Origin of the sequence: Pseudomonas sp. YJ42 (genome assembly GCF_047225135.1) — a bacterium.
In the GTDB taxonomy this organism is placed as follows: domain Bacteria; phylum Pseudomonadota; class Gammaproteobacteria; order Pseudomonadales; family Pseudomonadaceae; genus Stutzerimonas; species Stutzerimonas stutzeri_E.
Genome location: NZ_CP178378.1, coordinates 3,323,306 through 3,337,881, shown reverse-complemented (window position 1 = coordinate 3,337,881; position 14,576 = coordinate 3,323,306). Strand labels below are relative to the sequence as shown.

Here is a 14,576-nt window from a genome sequence, read left to right as displayed (position 1 = left end):
GGCGCTGCAGTTGCAGCGCCTCTTGGACAACGATCAGACCCTATCAGGCCTGAATGGAACCCTTGAGCTTGTTCATCGCGTTTTTCTCAAGTTGTCGGATCCGCTCTGCAGATACACCATACTTGGCTGCAAGATCATGCAGCGTCGCCTTGTTGTCGCTCAACCAGCGCTGTTGGAGGATATCCCGGCTACGCTCGTCCAGGGTTTCCAGCGCCTCGTGCAGGCTGGAATTGGAACTGTCGCTCCAGTCCGCATCCTCGAGTTGCCTGGCCGGATCGTAACGGTGATCTTCCAGGTAATGCGCAGGCGACTGGTAGGCGCTGTCGTCGTCGGCATCAGCGGACGGATCGAAGGCCATGTCGTGCCCGGTCAGCCGGCTCTCCATCTCACGCACTTCACGGGCCTCAACGCCGAGGCTGTCGGCAACCCGCTCGACCTCGTCATTGTTCAGCCAGGCCAGGCGCTTCTTCTGGCTGCGCAGATTGAAGAACAGCTTGCGCTGGGCCTTGGTCGTGGCGACCTTGACGATGCGCCAGTTGCGTAGAATGAATTCGTGAATTTCGGCCTTGATCCAATGCACGGCGAAGGACACCAAGCGCACGCCCATTTCCGGGTTGAAGCGCTTGACCGCCTTCATCAAGCCGACGTTGCCTTCCTGGATCAGATCCGACTGGGCCAGGCCATATCCCGAATAACTGCGGGCGATGTGCACGACGAATCGCAGGTGGGCGAGCACCATCTGACGTGCGGCCTCGAGATCCTGATGGTAGAACAGGCGCTCAGCCAGGTCGCGTTCCTGCTCGACCGTAAGCAGCGGAATGCTGTTGACCGTCTGCACATAGGCCTCGAGATTGCCTCCCGGGACCAGGGCTTGAACAGGTTGCAGATTAGTAGTCATGCAGATCCTCCGATAATGAAGCTGCAGCAGTTTAGCACTGCCGGGTCAGACTGCAAGCCTGTGGAAAAGTTCCCTTACAGCTTCAGTAAAGCTTTATAAATCAACGAGTTACTACCTAGGCGCCAGCTCGCTCAGATGCCGAGCCACGGCCAACCAGGCGCCGATATAGCCCAGCAGCAAGGCGCCGAGAACCAGCGACATGCCATCTCCAGCCGGTACCCCGGCCAAACTGAAGTCGCTGCCGTACAAGCCGGCCAGACCGACCACCGCCTCGTTCAGCCAACCCAGTCCGTAAGCCAGCAGCAACCAGGCAATCACCCCCGCGCCCAATCCATACAAGGCGCCCATGTAGAGAAAGGGGCGGCGAACATAACCGTCGGTCCCGCCGACCAGCTTGACCACCTCGATCTCGGTACGGCGGTTTTCGATGTGCAGGCGAATGGTGTTGCCGATCACCAGCAGCAGCGTCGCGATCAGCAACAGACTGAGGCCGAAAACAAAGCGATCACCCAGTTTCAGAATAGCCGTCAAACGTTCGACCCAGAGCAGGTCGAGCTGCGCCTGCTCCACACCGGGCAGCTCCGCCAAGCGCTGGCGCAAGGCTTCGAGGTTGTCCCGATCGACCTCGTTGGGCGTCACCAGTATCACGCCGGGCAAGGGGTTGTCCGGCAATTCGCGTAATGCCTCGCCAAGCCCGGACAGCTGCTGAAATTCCTCAAGCGCCTGCTCGCGGCTGATCCAGCTGGCCTCCGAAACATCCGGCATCGCCAGGATCTGCTCGCGAAGCCGCTGGCCTTGCTGCGCGTCCACGTCGAGCTGCATGAACAGCGAAATCTGCGCCGCACGTTGCCAGGAACCGCCGAGCCGCTCGACGTTGTCCAGTAATAGCGCCAGGCCCATGGGCAGGCTCAACGCCACTGCCATGACCAGGCAGGTGAAGAAGCTGCCGATCGGTTGTTTGATCAGCCGGCCGACGCTGTCGACCACGCTGGCTCGGTGACTTTCCAGCCAGGCGTGAAACAAGGTCTTGAAATCCGGCTCGTCGCTTCTGGGCTGCTCGGGCTTGTTCCGCACCCCACCGGCGCGCTCGACCGGATTCGGATTTTGCTCGGGTGCGCTCATCGGGCGGCCTCCCCGTCACCGATCAAGCGGCCACGCTGCAAGGTGAGCATGCGATGGCGCATGCGAGCGATCAGCGCCAGGTCGTGACTGGCAATCAGCACGGTGGTGCCGAGGCGATTGATGTCTTCGAATACACCCATGATTTCTGCTGCCAGGCGCGGGTCGAGGTTGCCAGTTGGTTCATCGGCGAGTAGCAGAGCCGGGCGGTGCACCACGGCGCGCGCGATACCGACGCGTTGCTGCTGCCCGGTCGAGAGATCGGAAGGATATTGCAGCGCTTTGTCCTTGAGGCTGACGCGCTCCAGCGCGGTCATCACCCGCTGTCCGATCTCACGCTTGTTCAATCCCAGTATCTGCAGGGGCAACGCGGCGTTGTCGAACACCGTGCGATCGAACAGCAGTTGGTGATTCTGGAACACCACACCGATCTGACGACGTAGAAAAGGAATCTGCGCATTGCTGATGCGCGCCAGATCCTGCCCAGCCAGCAGCAACTTGCCGCTGGTGGGGCGCTCCATCGCCAGCAACAGGCGCAGCAAGGTGCTCTTGCCGGCGCCGGAGTGACCAGTGACGAAGAGGAATTCGCCGCGCTGCACGTGGAATGAAAGCTCGTGCAATCCGGTGTGGCCATTGGGATAGCGCTTGCCGACCTGCTCGAAACGAATCATGACGAGGCGCTACCTCCGCTCGTACCCTTCTCGGCGAACAATGCGTTGACGAAGGCGTCCGCCTCGAAGGTGCGCAGGTCGTCGATGCCCTCACCGACACCGATGTAGCGGATCGGTGTGCCGAATTGCTTGGCCAGTGCGAAGATCACTCCGCCCTTGGCGGTGCCGTCGAGTTTGGTGAGCGCCAGACCGGTCAACTCCACCGACTGATTGAACTGTTTGGTCTGGTTGATGGCGTTCTGGCCGGTGCCGGCATCGAGCACCAGCAGCACCTCGTGCGGCGCAGTCTCGTCGAGCTTGCCCATCACCCGACGGACCTTCTTCAGCTCCTCCATCAGGTTGTCCTTGGTGTGCAGCCGACCGGCTGTATCGGCAATCAGCACATCGATGCCTCGGGCCTTCGCCGCCTGCACCGCGTCGAAGATCACCGAGGCGGAATCGGCACCGGTGTGTTGGGCGATCACGGCGATATTGTTGCGCTCACCCCATATCTGCAGCTGTTCGACCGCCGCCGCGCGAAAGGTGTCGCCGGCGGCCAGCATGACCTTCTTGCCTTCGAGCTGCAGCTTCTTCGCCAGCTTGCCGATGGTGGTGGTCTTGCCGACGCCATTGACGCCAACCACCAGAATCACGAACGGCTGCTTGCCGGCATCTATCGCCAGCGGCTGCTCGACCGGTTTGAGCAGGCCGGCCAATTCTTCCTGCAGCGCCTTGTACAGCGCGCCGCTGTCGGCCAGCTCCTTACGCGAGACCCGCCGCGCGAGGTTCTGCATGATCGCCGTGGTAGCTTCGACACCCACATCCGCAGTCAGCAAGCGGGTTTCGAGTTCATCCAGCAGCTCGTCGTCGATAACTTTCTTGCCCAGAAACAGGCTGGCCATGCCTTCGCCGATGCTGGCGCTGGTCTTCGACAGCCCCTGCTTGAGACGGGCAAAGAAGCCCAGCTTGGTCTCGGCGGGACGTGCGGCCGGCTCGACGGCGATATCGGCCAGGGTCGGTGCCTCCGGCACTTCCTTGGGCGGCTGGACAAGCTCCACCGCAGGCTCCGGCTCAGGCTCGGCATGCAGTTCCGGCTTGATCTCCGGCGCGGCAGGCGGCTCCGGCTGGTCGATGTCGGATTCGGCGCGCGGGGGCTCTTCGCTCGATTGCTCTTCGAGCAGAGCGGTATCGGGTTCGTCCGCGAACGGCTGGCTGTCTTCCAGCGGCTCGGCAGGCGGTGGTTCGGCTGCAGGTGTCTGCGGCTTCTTGCGCAACCAGCCGAACAGGCCTTTCTTCTCGCCAGCCGCAGCCGGCGCCTTCTTATCGTCGTTGGAACCAAACATGGAGAAGATTTTCTCAAGAGGGCGAAACGCCGGCGGCCACGCCACCGGCCAGACGGGGGCTATCCTAGCACTGCGCAACCGCCTGCGCTAAGCGCCGCCGCCCAGCCGTCCGACGGCATGAGGCTATCCGACGTTCCACCGCTTTGCCCTGACCTCTGCAGCCAGTACCATGCCTTGCGTGTTCTCGCCTGCCGGCATCGTTGCGGCGGGATTCATCCCTGAACGAGCCCTGAATATGCCCCTGATGCTACGCCGCGCCGCCGTCCTGCTATTCGGCGCCCTGTATGTGCCGCTAGCCCTCGCGGCCGACGGCCAGCCCACCCACGAATTCATGCTGAACAACGGTCTCAAGGTGATCGTGCGTGAGGACCATCGAGCCCCGGTCGTGGTTTCCCAGCTCTGGTACAAGGTTGGGTCCAGCTACGAGTCGCCCGGGCAGACCGGCCTTTCCCACGCCCTCGAACACATGATGTTCAAGGGCAGTCGCAAGCTCGACGCCGGAGAAGCCTCACGCATTCTCCGCGAGCTCGGCGCCGAAGAGAACGCCTTCACCAGCGACGATTACACCGCTTATTACCAAGTGTTGGCGCGCGACCGCCTGGCCGTCGCCTTCGAACTGGAGGCCGACCGCCTCGCCAGTCTCAAGCTGCCGGCAGACGAGTTCGCCCGCGAAATCGAGGTGATCAAGGAAGAGCGTCGACTGCGCACCGACGACAAGCCGAGCGCCCTGGCATATGAACGCTTCAAGGCCATGGCGTACCCCGCCAGCGGTTACCACACCCCGACGATCGGCTGGATGGCCGACCTCAATCGCATGACCGTCGAGGAGCTGCGTAACTGGTACCAGTCCTGGTACGCACCCAACAACGCCACTCTCGTTGTGGTGGGTGACGTGACGCGCGACGAGGTACAGGCGCTGGCAGAGCGTTATTTCGGTCCGATAGAGAGTCACCCGATTCCCATCGCCAAGCGCCCACTGGAGCTAGCCGAGCCTGGCGAGCGGCGGCTCACGCTGCATGTGAAGACACAGGTACCCAGCCTGATCATGGCGTTCAACACGCCGAGCTTGGCCACCGAGGAGAACCCTCGACACATTCATGCCCTGCGCCTGATCAGCGCACTGCTGGACGGCGGCTACAGCGCCCGACTGCCACAGCAACTCGAGCGCGGCGAAGAACTGGTGACCAGCGCCTCGGCCTGGTACAACGCCTACGCCCGCGGCGACTCGCTGTTCGTCCTCAGCGCGGCGCCCAATATGCAGAAGGGCCGGAGCCTGGAAGAGGTAGAGGCCGGCCTCTGGCAACAACTCGAACAGCTCAAGCGGAGCGCACCCTCGCCGGAAGAACTGGAGCGAGTGCGCGCCCAGGTCATCGCCGGCCTGGTCTACGAGCGCGACTCCATCACCCAGCAGGCCACCACCATCGGACAGCTGGAAACCGTCGGCCTGTCCTGGCGCCTGATGGATGAAGAGCTCAGCGCGCTCAAGGCGGTAACGCCGGACGACATCCAGCAGGCCGCTCGAACCTTCTTCACCCGCTCACGCCTGAGCGTTGCCCATGTTCTGCCCGAGGAGTCCAGCGATGAGTGATCGCAACCTGTTGCGTCGCGGCCTGTTCGTTCTGGCGCTGGCGTTCGGCCTGGGCCTGACCGGCTGCAATGAGGAAACCGGCGAGGCGGTGGCAAAGATCCCGCTCCCCTCGGCCGGGACCGTGACCACTCCAGCCGAATCCGGCCAGGCGATCGCCCGGGAAGCGGCCGAACGAGGCCAGCGCATCCAGTCATTGGACGAATTGGGCGACCAGCCGCTCGCTCGCCGCACGCTGGATATCCAGAGCTGGCAGACCGAAGGCGGTGCTCGGGTGCTGTTCGTCGAAGCCCATCAACTGCCGATGTTCGACCTGCGCCTGACGTTTGCCGCAGGCAGCAGCCAGGACGGCGATGTACCGGGCGTGGCCATGCTGACCAATGCGATGCTCAACGAAGGTGTCGAGGGCAAGGACGTCACCGCCATTGCCGAAGGCTTCGAGGGCCTCGGCGCGGAATTCGGCAACGGCTCCTACCGGGACATGGCGGTCGCCAGCCTGCGCAGCCTTAGCGCGCAAGACAAGCGCGAACCGGCGTTGCAGCTGTTCAGCCAAGTGGTCGGGCAGCCAACCTTTCCCGAGGACTCGCTGCAGCGGATCAAGAACCAGATACTGGCTGGCTTTGAACTCCAGAAGCAGAACCCGGGCAAGCTGGCCAGCCTCGAGCTGTTCGAGCAGCTCTACGGTAGCCACCCTTACGCGCACCCCAGCGAGGGTACACCGGACACCATTCCCGGCATCGACACCGATCAGCTGCGCGCCTTTCATGCCAAAGCCTATGCGGCCGGCAACGCGGTAATCGCGCTGGTTGGCGATCTCGACCGTGAACACGCCGAAGCGATTGCCGAGCAAATCTCCAGCGCCTTGCCGCAAGGAAACGCATTGCCTGCACCACCTGTTCCGAGCGCGCCCTCGGCAGGCCTGACGCACATCGATTTTCCTTCCAACCAGACCCATCTGATGCTGGCGCAGCTCGGCATCCCACGCGGTGATCCAGATTACGCCGCGCTCTATCTGGGCAATCAGATCCTTGGCGGCGGAGGCTTCGGTACCCGTCTGATGGAGGAGGTACGGGAGAAGCGCGGGCTGACCTACGGGATCTATTCCGGCTTCAGCCCCATGCAGACCAACGGACCATTCATGATCAATCTTCAGACCCGGGCCGAGCTCTCCGAGGCGACCCTGGAGCTAGTGCAACGCCTAGTTGCCGAGTTCCTCGAGAAGGGCCCGACCCGGGCCGAGCTGGAACGTAGCAAGCGCGAGATTGCCGGCAGCTTTCCGTTATCCACCGCCAGCAACGCCGACATCGTCGGCCAGCTGGGCAGCATCGGGTTCTATAACCTGCCGCTGACCTACCTCGAAGACTTCATGCAACAGGTCCAAGCGCTGTCGGTCGAACAAGTCAAGGCGGCGATGAACAAGCATCTCAGCCCAGACGGCTTCGTGATCGTCACGGCCGGCCCGCACGTCGAGCAGAAGCCGCTGCCGGCACCGAGCGAGAAGCCCATCGAACAACCCAGTAGCGTTCCGGAGCATTGATGGCCAACCCACCCATCCGTCCAACCGCCCACGGGGGCCAAGGGCAGCTGCGCATCATCGGGGGAGAATGGCGCAGCCGGCGCTTCGGCTTTCCCGATGCCGAAGGTCTGCGGCCAACGCCTGATCGGGTCCGGGAAACCTTGTTCAACTGGCTCGCGCCCTACATGTCCGGCGCTCGTGTACTCGACCCCTTTACCGGCAGCGGTGCACTCTATCTCGAGGCGCTCTCCCGTGGCGCCAGTATGGCACTGGCGCTGGACCTGAATGCCAACGCCATCGCCAGCCTGCGCAAGCATCTGGATACGCTGAACTGCGGTCAGGGCCAGTTACTGCAGAGCGATGCGCTGCGATATCTGGAGACCCAGACACCAACGCCATTCGATCTGGTGTTCCTCGATCCGCCATTCAACAAAAACTTGCTGCAACCGGCCTGCGAATTGCTGGAGCACAAGGGCTGGCTGGCCAAGCATGCCTGGATCTATACCGAGAGCGAAGCCATGCCGTCGAGCCTCGGGCTGCCCGGCAACTGGCGGCTGCATCGCGAGAAGAAGGCCGGCAGCGTCCACTACGCACTGTGGGAGCGCAGTGGCGAGGCCTGAGCAACAGGGTAGAAGCCCGCCGTGACGGCGCTCCGCCAAAACGCAGAACCACGGGATATATCGCAACCAGCATCGAGGTCGTTCAGTGTCCATGACCTTTCCGGAAACCGTGGTTACACCCGAGCCAGTCGCGACCTTCTCTCCCGCCTGGTGGTTGCGCGGTGGGCACCTGCAGACGCTCTGGAATCCCTTCTGCCGGCGCTCGCTGCCCCTGCAGCGCCGCCGCGAGCGGCTGTGGCTCGCCGACGGCGACTTCATTGACGTCGACTGGCACGGCCCACATGACCCGGCGGCGCCGTTGGTGTTGGTACTGCACGGATTGACCGGTTCGTCCAACTCTCACTATGTGCTCGGCCTGCAGCGGCAACTGGCCAAATGCAGCTGGGCCAGCGTCGCGATCAACTGGCGCGGTTGCTCCGGTGAGCCCAATCTGTTGCCACGCGCCTACCACTCCGGCGCCAGCGACGATCTGGCCGAAATCATCGCCCATCTGCAGGCGGCTCGTCCGCTGGCCCCGCTCTATGCGGTGGGCTATTCGCTGGGTGGCAACGTGTTGCTCAAATATCTCGGCGAAACGGGCGCGGCTGCGCCGCTGCAAAAGGCCGTGGCGGTCTCGGTACCCTATCGTCTCGACCAGTGTGCCGACCGCATCGGCCTCGGGTTTTCGCGGGTCTATCAGGCGCATTTCATGCGCGAGATGGTGGCCTATGTGAAGGACAAGCAGCGCCTGTTCGCCAATCAGGGCAACACCGAGCATCTGTCAGCGCTGCAGCGCCTCGGTTCTGTGCATGGCCTGCGCACCTTCTGGGACTTCGATGGCCGTTTCACTGCACCGCTGCACGGCTACATCGATGCCAGCGACTACTATCGCCGCGCCTCGAGCCGCTATTTTCTTCCCGACATCCGAATTCCGACCCTGCTGATCCAGGCCGAAGACGATCCTTTCGTATTCCGCCACAGCGTGCCCGAACCCGCTGAGCTGTCAGCATCCACTACGCTGGAACTGCACGCCCGCGGCGGTCATGTCGGCTTCGTCGAGGGCTCGCCGCTCAAGCCGCGCTATTACCTGGAGCGGCGGATACCGGCGTGGCTGGCCAGCCGCTAACTGCCAGCCATCAAGCGAGCGGTTCTGACGATCACGTCGGCTCTTGCCCTTTGGCTGTCTTGACGGACGGTTCCATCGCGAATGGAGCATGAAGCTGTGAAAGCAGCGCGGACACCGCCGGACGCGCGCGGTCCGTCAGAAACCCTTCCTCGAGCATCAGCAGCTGGAAAATGCCCCGGCGCAGCTTGTTCTTGTCCAGCACCTCATCAGGCGAGCTTTGCATGCTGCAGAGAAATCGCACCCAGGACGTCACGATGATCCAAGCGTTGATTGCCAGCGCCTCCACTTGCGATGGCGTCATGTCGAGAATGCCGGCATCGACGAAGCCCTGATAGATACGCTGCGCGCTCAGCAAATGGCGCTTGGCGAACAGGCGATAACGTGCGGCGAGCCGATCATCGCTGTCCAACAGATGCTCCAGGTCCCGGTACAGGAAGCGGTAGTCCCACATCGCCGCGAGCAGTGACTCGAGGTACCGTGTCTTGTCTTCGAGGGTCAACGCGCGTCCCTCGGGTAACCGCAGGAACCCTTCGAAATCCGCCTCGTAACGACCGAACAGCTCGGCGATGATCATCTGCTTATTGCGAAAATGGTAATAGAGATTGCCCGGCGAGATTTCCAGATGTGTCGCTATGTGATTGGTGGTCACGCTGCGCTCGCCCTGGGCATTGAACAGTTCCAGGCTGGCCTGAAGAATGCGATGGCGGGTATTCGGCTTGGGGGACATTAAGGGGAGATTCATCCATCGCACTAAACCTGGCGGGCAAAGATAACCCGCCGATCTCGGCCGCGCACTCAATTGACAGGCTAGAGTATTTGCTCTAATACCGACAACTGCCTTCCGCTCCGGAGCATTACCCGTGCTTGCCGACGTCGCTTATCTGAATCAGTTCGGCCTCGAGATCGACCGCCTGCAATCACTGTTCGAGCGCCAGCGCAGCGCCTTTCATGCCGATCCCAGCCCGACCGGGGAGAACCGCCTGCAAGCGCTGGAGGCGCTGCACGACCTGCTTGCCAATCATCAGCAGCAGATCATCGAGGCCATAAGCGAGGACTTCGGCAACCGCTCGGCGGACGAAACACGGCTGGCCGAGATCATGCCTAGCCTGCACGGCATCCGGCATGCCAAGCGCCACCTGCGCCAATGGATGACGCCATCGCGGCGCAGCGTCGGGATGGCTTTTCAGCCGGCCAGCGCGAAAGTGGTCTATCAGCCACTCGGGGTGGTCGGCATCATCGTGCCCTGGAACTATCCGCTGTATCTGGCCATCGGCCCGTTAATCGGCGCGCTGGCAGCCGGTAATCGGGTGATGTTGAAAATGAGCGAGTCCACCCCCGCCACGGCCCGATTGCTGAAAGACCTACTGGCGCAGATCTTTCCGGAGAATCAAGTGGCGGCAGTGCTGGGCGAGGCCGATGTGGGCATCGCCTTCTCGCAGCTGCCCTTCGATCACCTGCTGTTCACAGGCAGCACCAGCGTCGGTCGTCAGGTCATGCGCGCGGCGGCGGAGAATCTGACGCCAGTCACCCTCGAGTTGGGCGGCAAGTCGCCCGCCATCGTCTCGACCGGCGTGCCGCTCGCCGATGCCGCCGAACGCATCGCCTTCGGCAAGACGTTCAACGCGGGCCAGACCTGCGTCGCCCCGGATTACGTGCTGGTGCCGCGGACACGCATCGACGGCTTCGTCGACGCCTATCGGCAGGCAGTGCGACGCTTCTATCCGCAGCTGGCCGACAACCCCGACTACACCTCGATCATCAATCCGCGGCAGCACGCCCGCTTGCAAGGCTACCTGGACGATGCTCAGGCCAAGGGCGCGCACGTACTACCGCTGTTCGAGCAGGTTCAGGACCGACGTATGCCGCATTGCCTGCTGCTCGACGTGAACGACGAAATGCAGGTCATGCAGGACGAAATTTTCGGCCCACTGCTGCCCATCGTGGCCTACGACAACCTCGAGCAGGCGCTCACCTACATCAACGCTCGCCCGCGCCCGCTGGCGCTCTATTACTTCGGCTATGACCGGGCCGAGCAGCGCCATGTACTGCGTCATACGCACTCCGGCGGCGTCTGCCTCAATGACACCCTGTTGCATGTCGCTCAGGCCGATCTGCCGTTCGGCGGCATCGGCCCCTCTGGCATGGGCCATTACCACGGGCATGAGGGATTTCTCACGTTCAGCAAGGCCAAGGGAGTATTCGTCAAGCAACGCTTCAACGCCGCCCGACTGATCTACCCGCCTTACGGCAAGGCGCTGCAGAAATTGATCTACAAGCTCTTCGTACGCTGAGGCTGCGTCCCGATATCCCCCTTCCCTGCCCCACTGCTGCTTGAGGCGGGCCTCCTCTTTGAGGCTTTACGCTGCCGCAACCGAGCCGCTACCATCCAACCCCCACGCATGCGTCAGGACGCCGCGATGAATCGAGTGCTGTATCCGGGAACCTTCGATCCGATCACCATGGGCCACGCCGATCTGGTCGAGCGCGCCTCACGTCTGTTCGACGAGGTGATCATTGCGGTCGCTGCCAGCCCCAACAAGAACCCATTGTTTCCGCTCGAGCAGCGCGTGGCGCTGGCCCAGGAAGTGACCGCGCATCTGCCCAATGTCAGGGTGCTGGGCTTCTCCACGCTCCTGGCGCATTTCGTCATCGAGCAGAAGGCCAACGTCCTGCTGCGCGGCCTGCGCGCGGTGTCCGACTTCGAATATGAATTCCAGCTGGCCAATATGAATCGGCAACTGGCACCAGACGTCGAAAGCCTGTTTCTGACGCCATCGGAAAAGTTCTCCTACATTTCCTCGACCCTGGTGCGTGAAATCGCTCGCCTCGGCGGCGATGTCACCAAGTTCGTCCACCCTTCGGTGATGAAAGCGCTGACCGAGCGCTACGCCTCGCGCTAGAGCTTCCAGCAGCGCGCATCAGGCGCGCCTGCCGACAAGCGGAGAAGTACTGCCGCGTGCACCCGGCGAGCGGATGCGGCAAAATTGGCGCGTCGTCTTTACTGTGCTACGGCACTTGCCGTAGCTGGAGCTAGCTGGATGTCCCTGATAATCACCGATGACTGCATCAACTGCGACGTGTGCGAGCCCGAGTGCCCGAACAGCGCGATTTCCCAGGGCGAGGAAATCTACGTCATCGATCCCAATCTCTGCACCGAGTGCGTCGGCCACTACGATGAACCGCAGTGCCAGCAAGTCTGCCCGGTGGACTGCATCCCGCTCGACGAAAGCAATGTCGAGAGCAAAGACGAACTGATGCAAAAGTACCTGATCATCACCGGCAAGGCTTGATAGGCAAACCCTCGTGGCTCCCGGGCAGTGAGGCCGGGCACATCGTCCCGTCAGCCAAGCTGACAACCTCAATCGGCATGTAACCACCCTGCCCCGACAACAGGTTCTACGCTCCGGGTACGCCTGCTCGCCCGTAAATCTCGAGGCCAAATCGCAGCCGCCTGGGCTCATCGACGACGAATCAAATGCTCAAAACAACACGGCTTCGCGCGCGATCAAGCGGCGAAGCCGTGGGGGAAGGCAGATCGAGTAAAGGGTTCGACCTGATGCTGCTGGCCTGGGTCAGTCTTGGCGGTTGTAGCCGACGCGGGTGCAACCCAGGCAGCGAGCAAAGGCGGCGGCGCCGGGTTCGACCACCAGTGCCTGCCCGGTTTCCTTGATGCCGCCACCCATGGCACTGAACGGCAGGCTGACGACGAACAGGCCGGCACCGACGACCGTGGCGGCGATCAGCAGCGGGCGGGCGATCAGCAGATCCCCGACGATGGAAAAGGCTTTGGGTGCCTCGACGGTGTACATCGGATCGCCGCTGGCGTTCTGCTGCACCGATTGCGCCTGGGCCGGCATCGCCAGCAGGCCAGTGGTAAGGGCCAAGACAACAGCAGTGGAGCGAAACAGTTTCATGGTGTGGTCCTTCAGCTGGGCGAAACGAGGCAGATGATTGTAGTGCCGGTCACTATAGCAGTGGCCGTCAGTTGTTGATCGTGAACACCGTCAATGCCTGCACACTCGGGCGGCATCATCGCTGGCAGCGTCCGCAGTAGACACTGGCGCGCTGGCCCAGACGAATCTCGCGCAACGTCGAGCCGCAGCTCTTGCAGAAATCCCCACCTCGGCCATAGACGAACAGCTCCTGCTGAAAATAGCCGGGCTTGCCGTCGCCGCCGACGAAATCGCGCAACGTCGTCCCGCCGCGCTCGATAGCGTAGGCGAGGATCCGCTTGATCTCGACGGCAAGCTTCAGATAACGCGCCCGCGAAACCGTACCGGCCGGCCGTCGTGGATCAATACCGGCAGCGAACAACGCCTCGCTCGCATAAATGTTGCCGACGCCCACCACCACCGCGTTGTCCATGATGAACGGTTTGATCGCCATGCTGCGTCCACGCGACAGTTGGAACAGCCGGTCGCCGTCGAAGGCTTCGCTGAGCGGCTCCGGCCCGAGGTTGGCGAGCAAGACATGACTCAGTGGCGCGTCGCTCCAGAGCAGCGCACCGAAACGACGTGGATCGGTGTAGCGCAGCGCCATACCCGAGTCGAGCAGGATATCGACGTGCTCGTGCTTGCCCACCGGCAGATCGGCGGGCACCAGCCGCAAACTGCCGGACATACCCAGGTGGGCGATCAGCGTGCCTGCCTCCGCCTTGATCAGCAGGTACTTGGCGCGCCGCTCGACCGCCTCGATGCGCTGGCCGGACAGACGCACATCGAGATCATCCGGGATCGGCCAACGCAACCGGCGCTCGCGCACGATCATACGACTGACACGCTGACCGATCAGGTGCGGCTCGATGCCGCGGCGGGTGGTTTCAACTTCGGGAAGTTCAGGCATACGGGCTATCGAAAATGAACCGGGAGGCGACCTTAGCAGCTATTGGTGCCGTGCGGTCAGCCCACGCCCAGCTCGCGAATGCTGCCCTTGAGGTAGTCGAAATCGTACTCGGAGAGACCGACATATTCGAGCACCTGCTGCTGTACCGTCACCCACTCGTAGTCGTCCGGCTGATCACCGAGCACACGATGGCAGGCGCAGATGTGCTCGGCCATCTTCAGGATCGCCAGCAGCGTCTTGATCTGCGGATCGCTCAACTCATCATCGAACAGCGCCAGGGCGTTGTGATGATTGGCGATGGCCTCGCACAGATGAACCGGCAGTTTCCAGGAGCGGGCGACGAAATATCCGACCACCGCGTGGTTGGTGCTGAGCACGCGATTCTCGATGTCGGTGATGCGTACTGCATCGCTGGCACTGGCATAGGCTTCCTCCAGCACGCTCATGTAACCGGGAAAGCGCGCCAGCATCAGCGGGATCCCGCAATTGTGAAACAGCCCCAGCGTGTAGGCCTCGTCCGGCGCCGGATGGCCAATGCGCTTGGCCAGGGTCAGGCTGGTCATGGCGACATCTTGCGCGGTGTCCCAGAAGCGGTTGAGGGTGACGATGGCCGCGTCGGTCAGCTCGCCCTTGATCGATTGCGCGTTGATCAGGTTGATCACCGAACGGCAACCCAGCAGGTTGACCGCCTGCTGGATCGAGGCAATGCGATTGGCGAGGCCGAAGAGCGGAGAGTTGACTGTTTTCAGCAGCGCACCGGAGAGACCGGGATCCTGACTGATCAAGCGGGCAATCGCTCGGAGGTCAGGGTCCGGCATGACCTGCTCCATCTGCAGATCGACCATGATCTGCGGCTGCGGCGGCACGCTGATGCCCTGTAGCACGCTGCGGATCTGCT

15 protein-coding genes are annotated in these 14,576 nt (G+C 62.6%); 7 read left to right on the top strand and 8 right to left on the bottom strand.

What is annotated here, in order from left to right; genetic code table 11:
• Window positions 1-43: 43 nt before the first annotated feature.
• The 4 genes from rpoH to ftsY all read right to left on the bottom strand — a co-directional run bounded on the left by rpoH (window position 44) and on the right by ftsY (window position 4,010).
• Window positions 44-898 (bottom strand): RNA polymerase sigma factor RpoH, encoded by an 855-nt coding sequence (rpoH, locus tag ACL0K2_RS15370; RefSeq protein WP_045164026.1) that lies wholly within the window; start codon window positions 896-898, stop codon window positions 44-46.
• A gap of 111 nt (window positions 899-1,009) precedes the next feature.
• On the bottom strand, window positions 1,010-2,020 hold the full coding sequence (ftsX, locus tag ACL0K2_RS15365) for a permease-like cell division protein FtsX (protein ID WP_045164027.1): 1,011 nt from the start codon (window positions 2,018-2,020) through the stop codon (window positions 1,010-1,012).
• Window positions 2,017-2,688 (bottom strand): cell division ATP-binding protein FtsE, encoded by a 672-nt coding sequence (gene ftsE, locus ACL0K2_RS15360; protein WP_045164028.1) that lies wholly within the window; start codon window positions 2,686-2,688, stop codon window positions 2,017-2,019. The genes ftsX and ftsE overlap by 4 nt, the downstream gene beginning before the upstream one ends.
• Window positions 2,685-4,010, bottom strand: a complete 1,326-nt coding sequence (gene ftsY, locus ACL0K2_RS15355) for a signal recognition particle-docking protein FtsY (RefSeq protein ID WP_413042960.1) — start codon at window positions 4,008-4,010, stop codon at window positions 2,685-2,687. Before ftsY ends, ftsE begins: the two co-directional genes overlap by 4 nt.
• A 235-nt stretch (window positions 4,011-4,245) precedes the next feature.
• On the opposite strand from ftsY, the gene ACL0K2_RS15350 reads away from it, so the two are divergent.
• From ACL0K2_RS15350 to ACL0K2_RS15335, 4 genes are all read left to right on the top strand, one after another.
• Window positions 4,246-5,598, top strand: coding sequence for a M16 family metallopeptidase (locus tag ACL0K2_RS15350; protein ID WP_413042959.1), 1,353 nt, complete (start codon window positions 4,246-4,248; stop codon window positions 5,596-5,598).
• Window positions 5,591-7,132 (top strand): M16 family metallopeptidase, encoded by a 1,542-nt coding sequence (locus tag ACL0K2_RS15345; RefSeq protein ID WP_413042958.1) that lies wholly within the window; start codon window positions 5,591-5,593, stop codon window positions 7,130-7,132. The genes ACL0K2_RS15350 and ACL0K2_RS15345 overlap by 8 nt, the downstream gene beginning before the upstream one ends.
• On the top strand, window positions 7,132-7,731 hold the full coding sequence (rsmD, locus tag ACL0K2_RS15340) for a 16S rRNA (guanine(966)-N(2))-methyltransferase RsmD (protein WP_239611252.1): 600 nt from the start codon (window positions 7,132-7,134) through the stop codon (window positions 7,729-7,731). Before ACL0K2_RS15345 ends, rsmD begins: the two co-directional genes overlap by 1 nt.
• A 91-nt stretch (window positions 7,732-7,822) precedes the next feature.
• Window positions 7,823-8,836 (top strand): hydrolase, encoded by a 1,014-nt coding sequence (locus ACL0K2_RS15335; RefSeq protein ID WP_239611593.1) that lies wholly within the window; start codon window positions 7,823-7,825, stop codon window positions 8,834-8,836.
• Window positions 8,837-8,867: 31 nt separating this feature from the next.
• On the opposite strand, the gene ACL0K2_RS15330 is transcribed toward ACL0K2_RS15335, so the two are convergent.
• On the bottom strand, window positions 8,868-9,563 hold the full coding sequence (locus ACL0K2_RS15330; RefSeq protein ID WP_045164033.1) for a TetR/AcrR family transcriptional regulator: 696 nt from the start codon (window positions 9,561-9,563) through the stop codon (window positions 8,868-8,870).
• Between the two features lie 133 nt (window positions 9,564-9,696).
• On the opposite strand from ACL0K2_RS15330, the gene ACL0K2_RS15325 reads away from it, so the two are divergent.
• From ACL0K2_RS15325 to ACL0K2_RS15315, 3 genes are all read left to right on the top strand, one after another.
• Window positions 9,697-11,127, top strand: a complete 1,431-nt coding sequence (locus ACL0K2_RS15325) for a coniferyl aldehyde dehydrogenase (RefSeq protein WP_045164034.1) — start codon at window positions 9,697-9,699, stop codon at window positions 11,125-11,127.
• A gap of 126 nt (window positions 11,128-11,253) precedes the next feature.
• Window positions 11,254-11,736: a pantetheine-phosphate adenylyltransferase gene (gene coaD, locus ACL0K2_RS15320; RefSeq protein WP_025243440.1), complete on the top strand. Its 483-nt coding sequence runs from the start codon at window positions 11,254-11,256 to the stop codon at window positions 11,734-11,736.
• A gap of 138 nt (window positions 11,737-11,874) precedes the next feature.
• Window positions 11,875-12,126, top strand: coding sequence for a YfhL family 4Fe-4S dicluster ferredoxin (locus ACL0K2_RS15315; RefSeq protein ID WP_025243441.1), 252 nt, complete (start codon window positions 11,875-11,877; stop codon window positions 12,124-12,126).
• Window positions 12,127-12,408: 282 nt separating this feature from the next.
• Here ACL0K2_RS15315 and ACL0K2_RS15310 read toward each other — a convergent pair whose 3' ends face one another.
• From ACL0K2_RS15310 to ACL0K2_RS15300, 3 genes are all read right to left on the bottom strand, one after another.
• Window positions 12,409-12,750: a hypothetical protein gene (locus tag ACL0K2_RS15310; RefSeq protein ID WP_045164035.1), complete on the bottom strand. Its 342-nt coding sequence runs from the start codon at window positions 12,748-12,750 to the stop codon at window positions 12,409-12,411.
• A gap of 115 nt (window positions 12,751-12,865) precedes the next feature.
• A complete protein-coding gene (mutM, locus tag ACL0K2_RS15305; RefSeq protein ID WP_413042957.1) occupies window positions 12,866-13,678 on the bottom strand; it encodes a bifunctional DNA-formamidopyrimidine glycosylase/DNA-(apurinic or apyrimidinic site) lyase in 813 nt (270 codons plus the stop codon).
• Between the two features lie 56 nt (window positions 13,679-13,734).
• Window positions 13,735-14,544, bottom strand: a complete 810-nt coding sequence (locus tag ACL0K2_RS15300) for an HDOD domain-containing protein (protein WP_239611594.1) — start codon at window positions 14,542-14,544, stop codon at window positions 13,735-13,737.
• Window positions 14,545-14,576 lie beyond the last annotated feature (32 nt).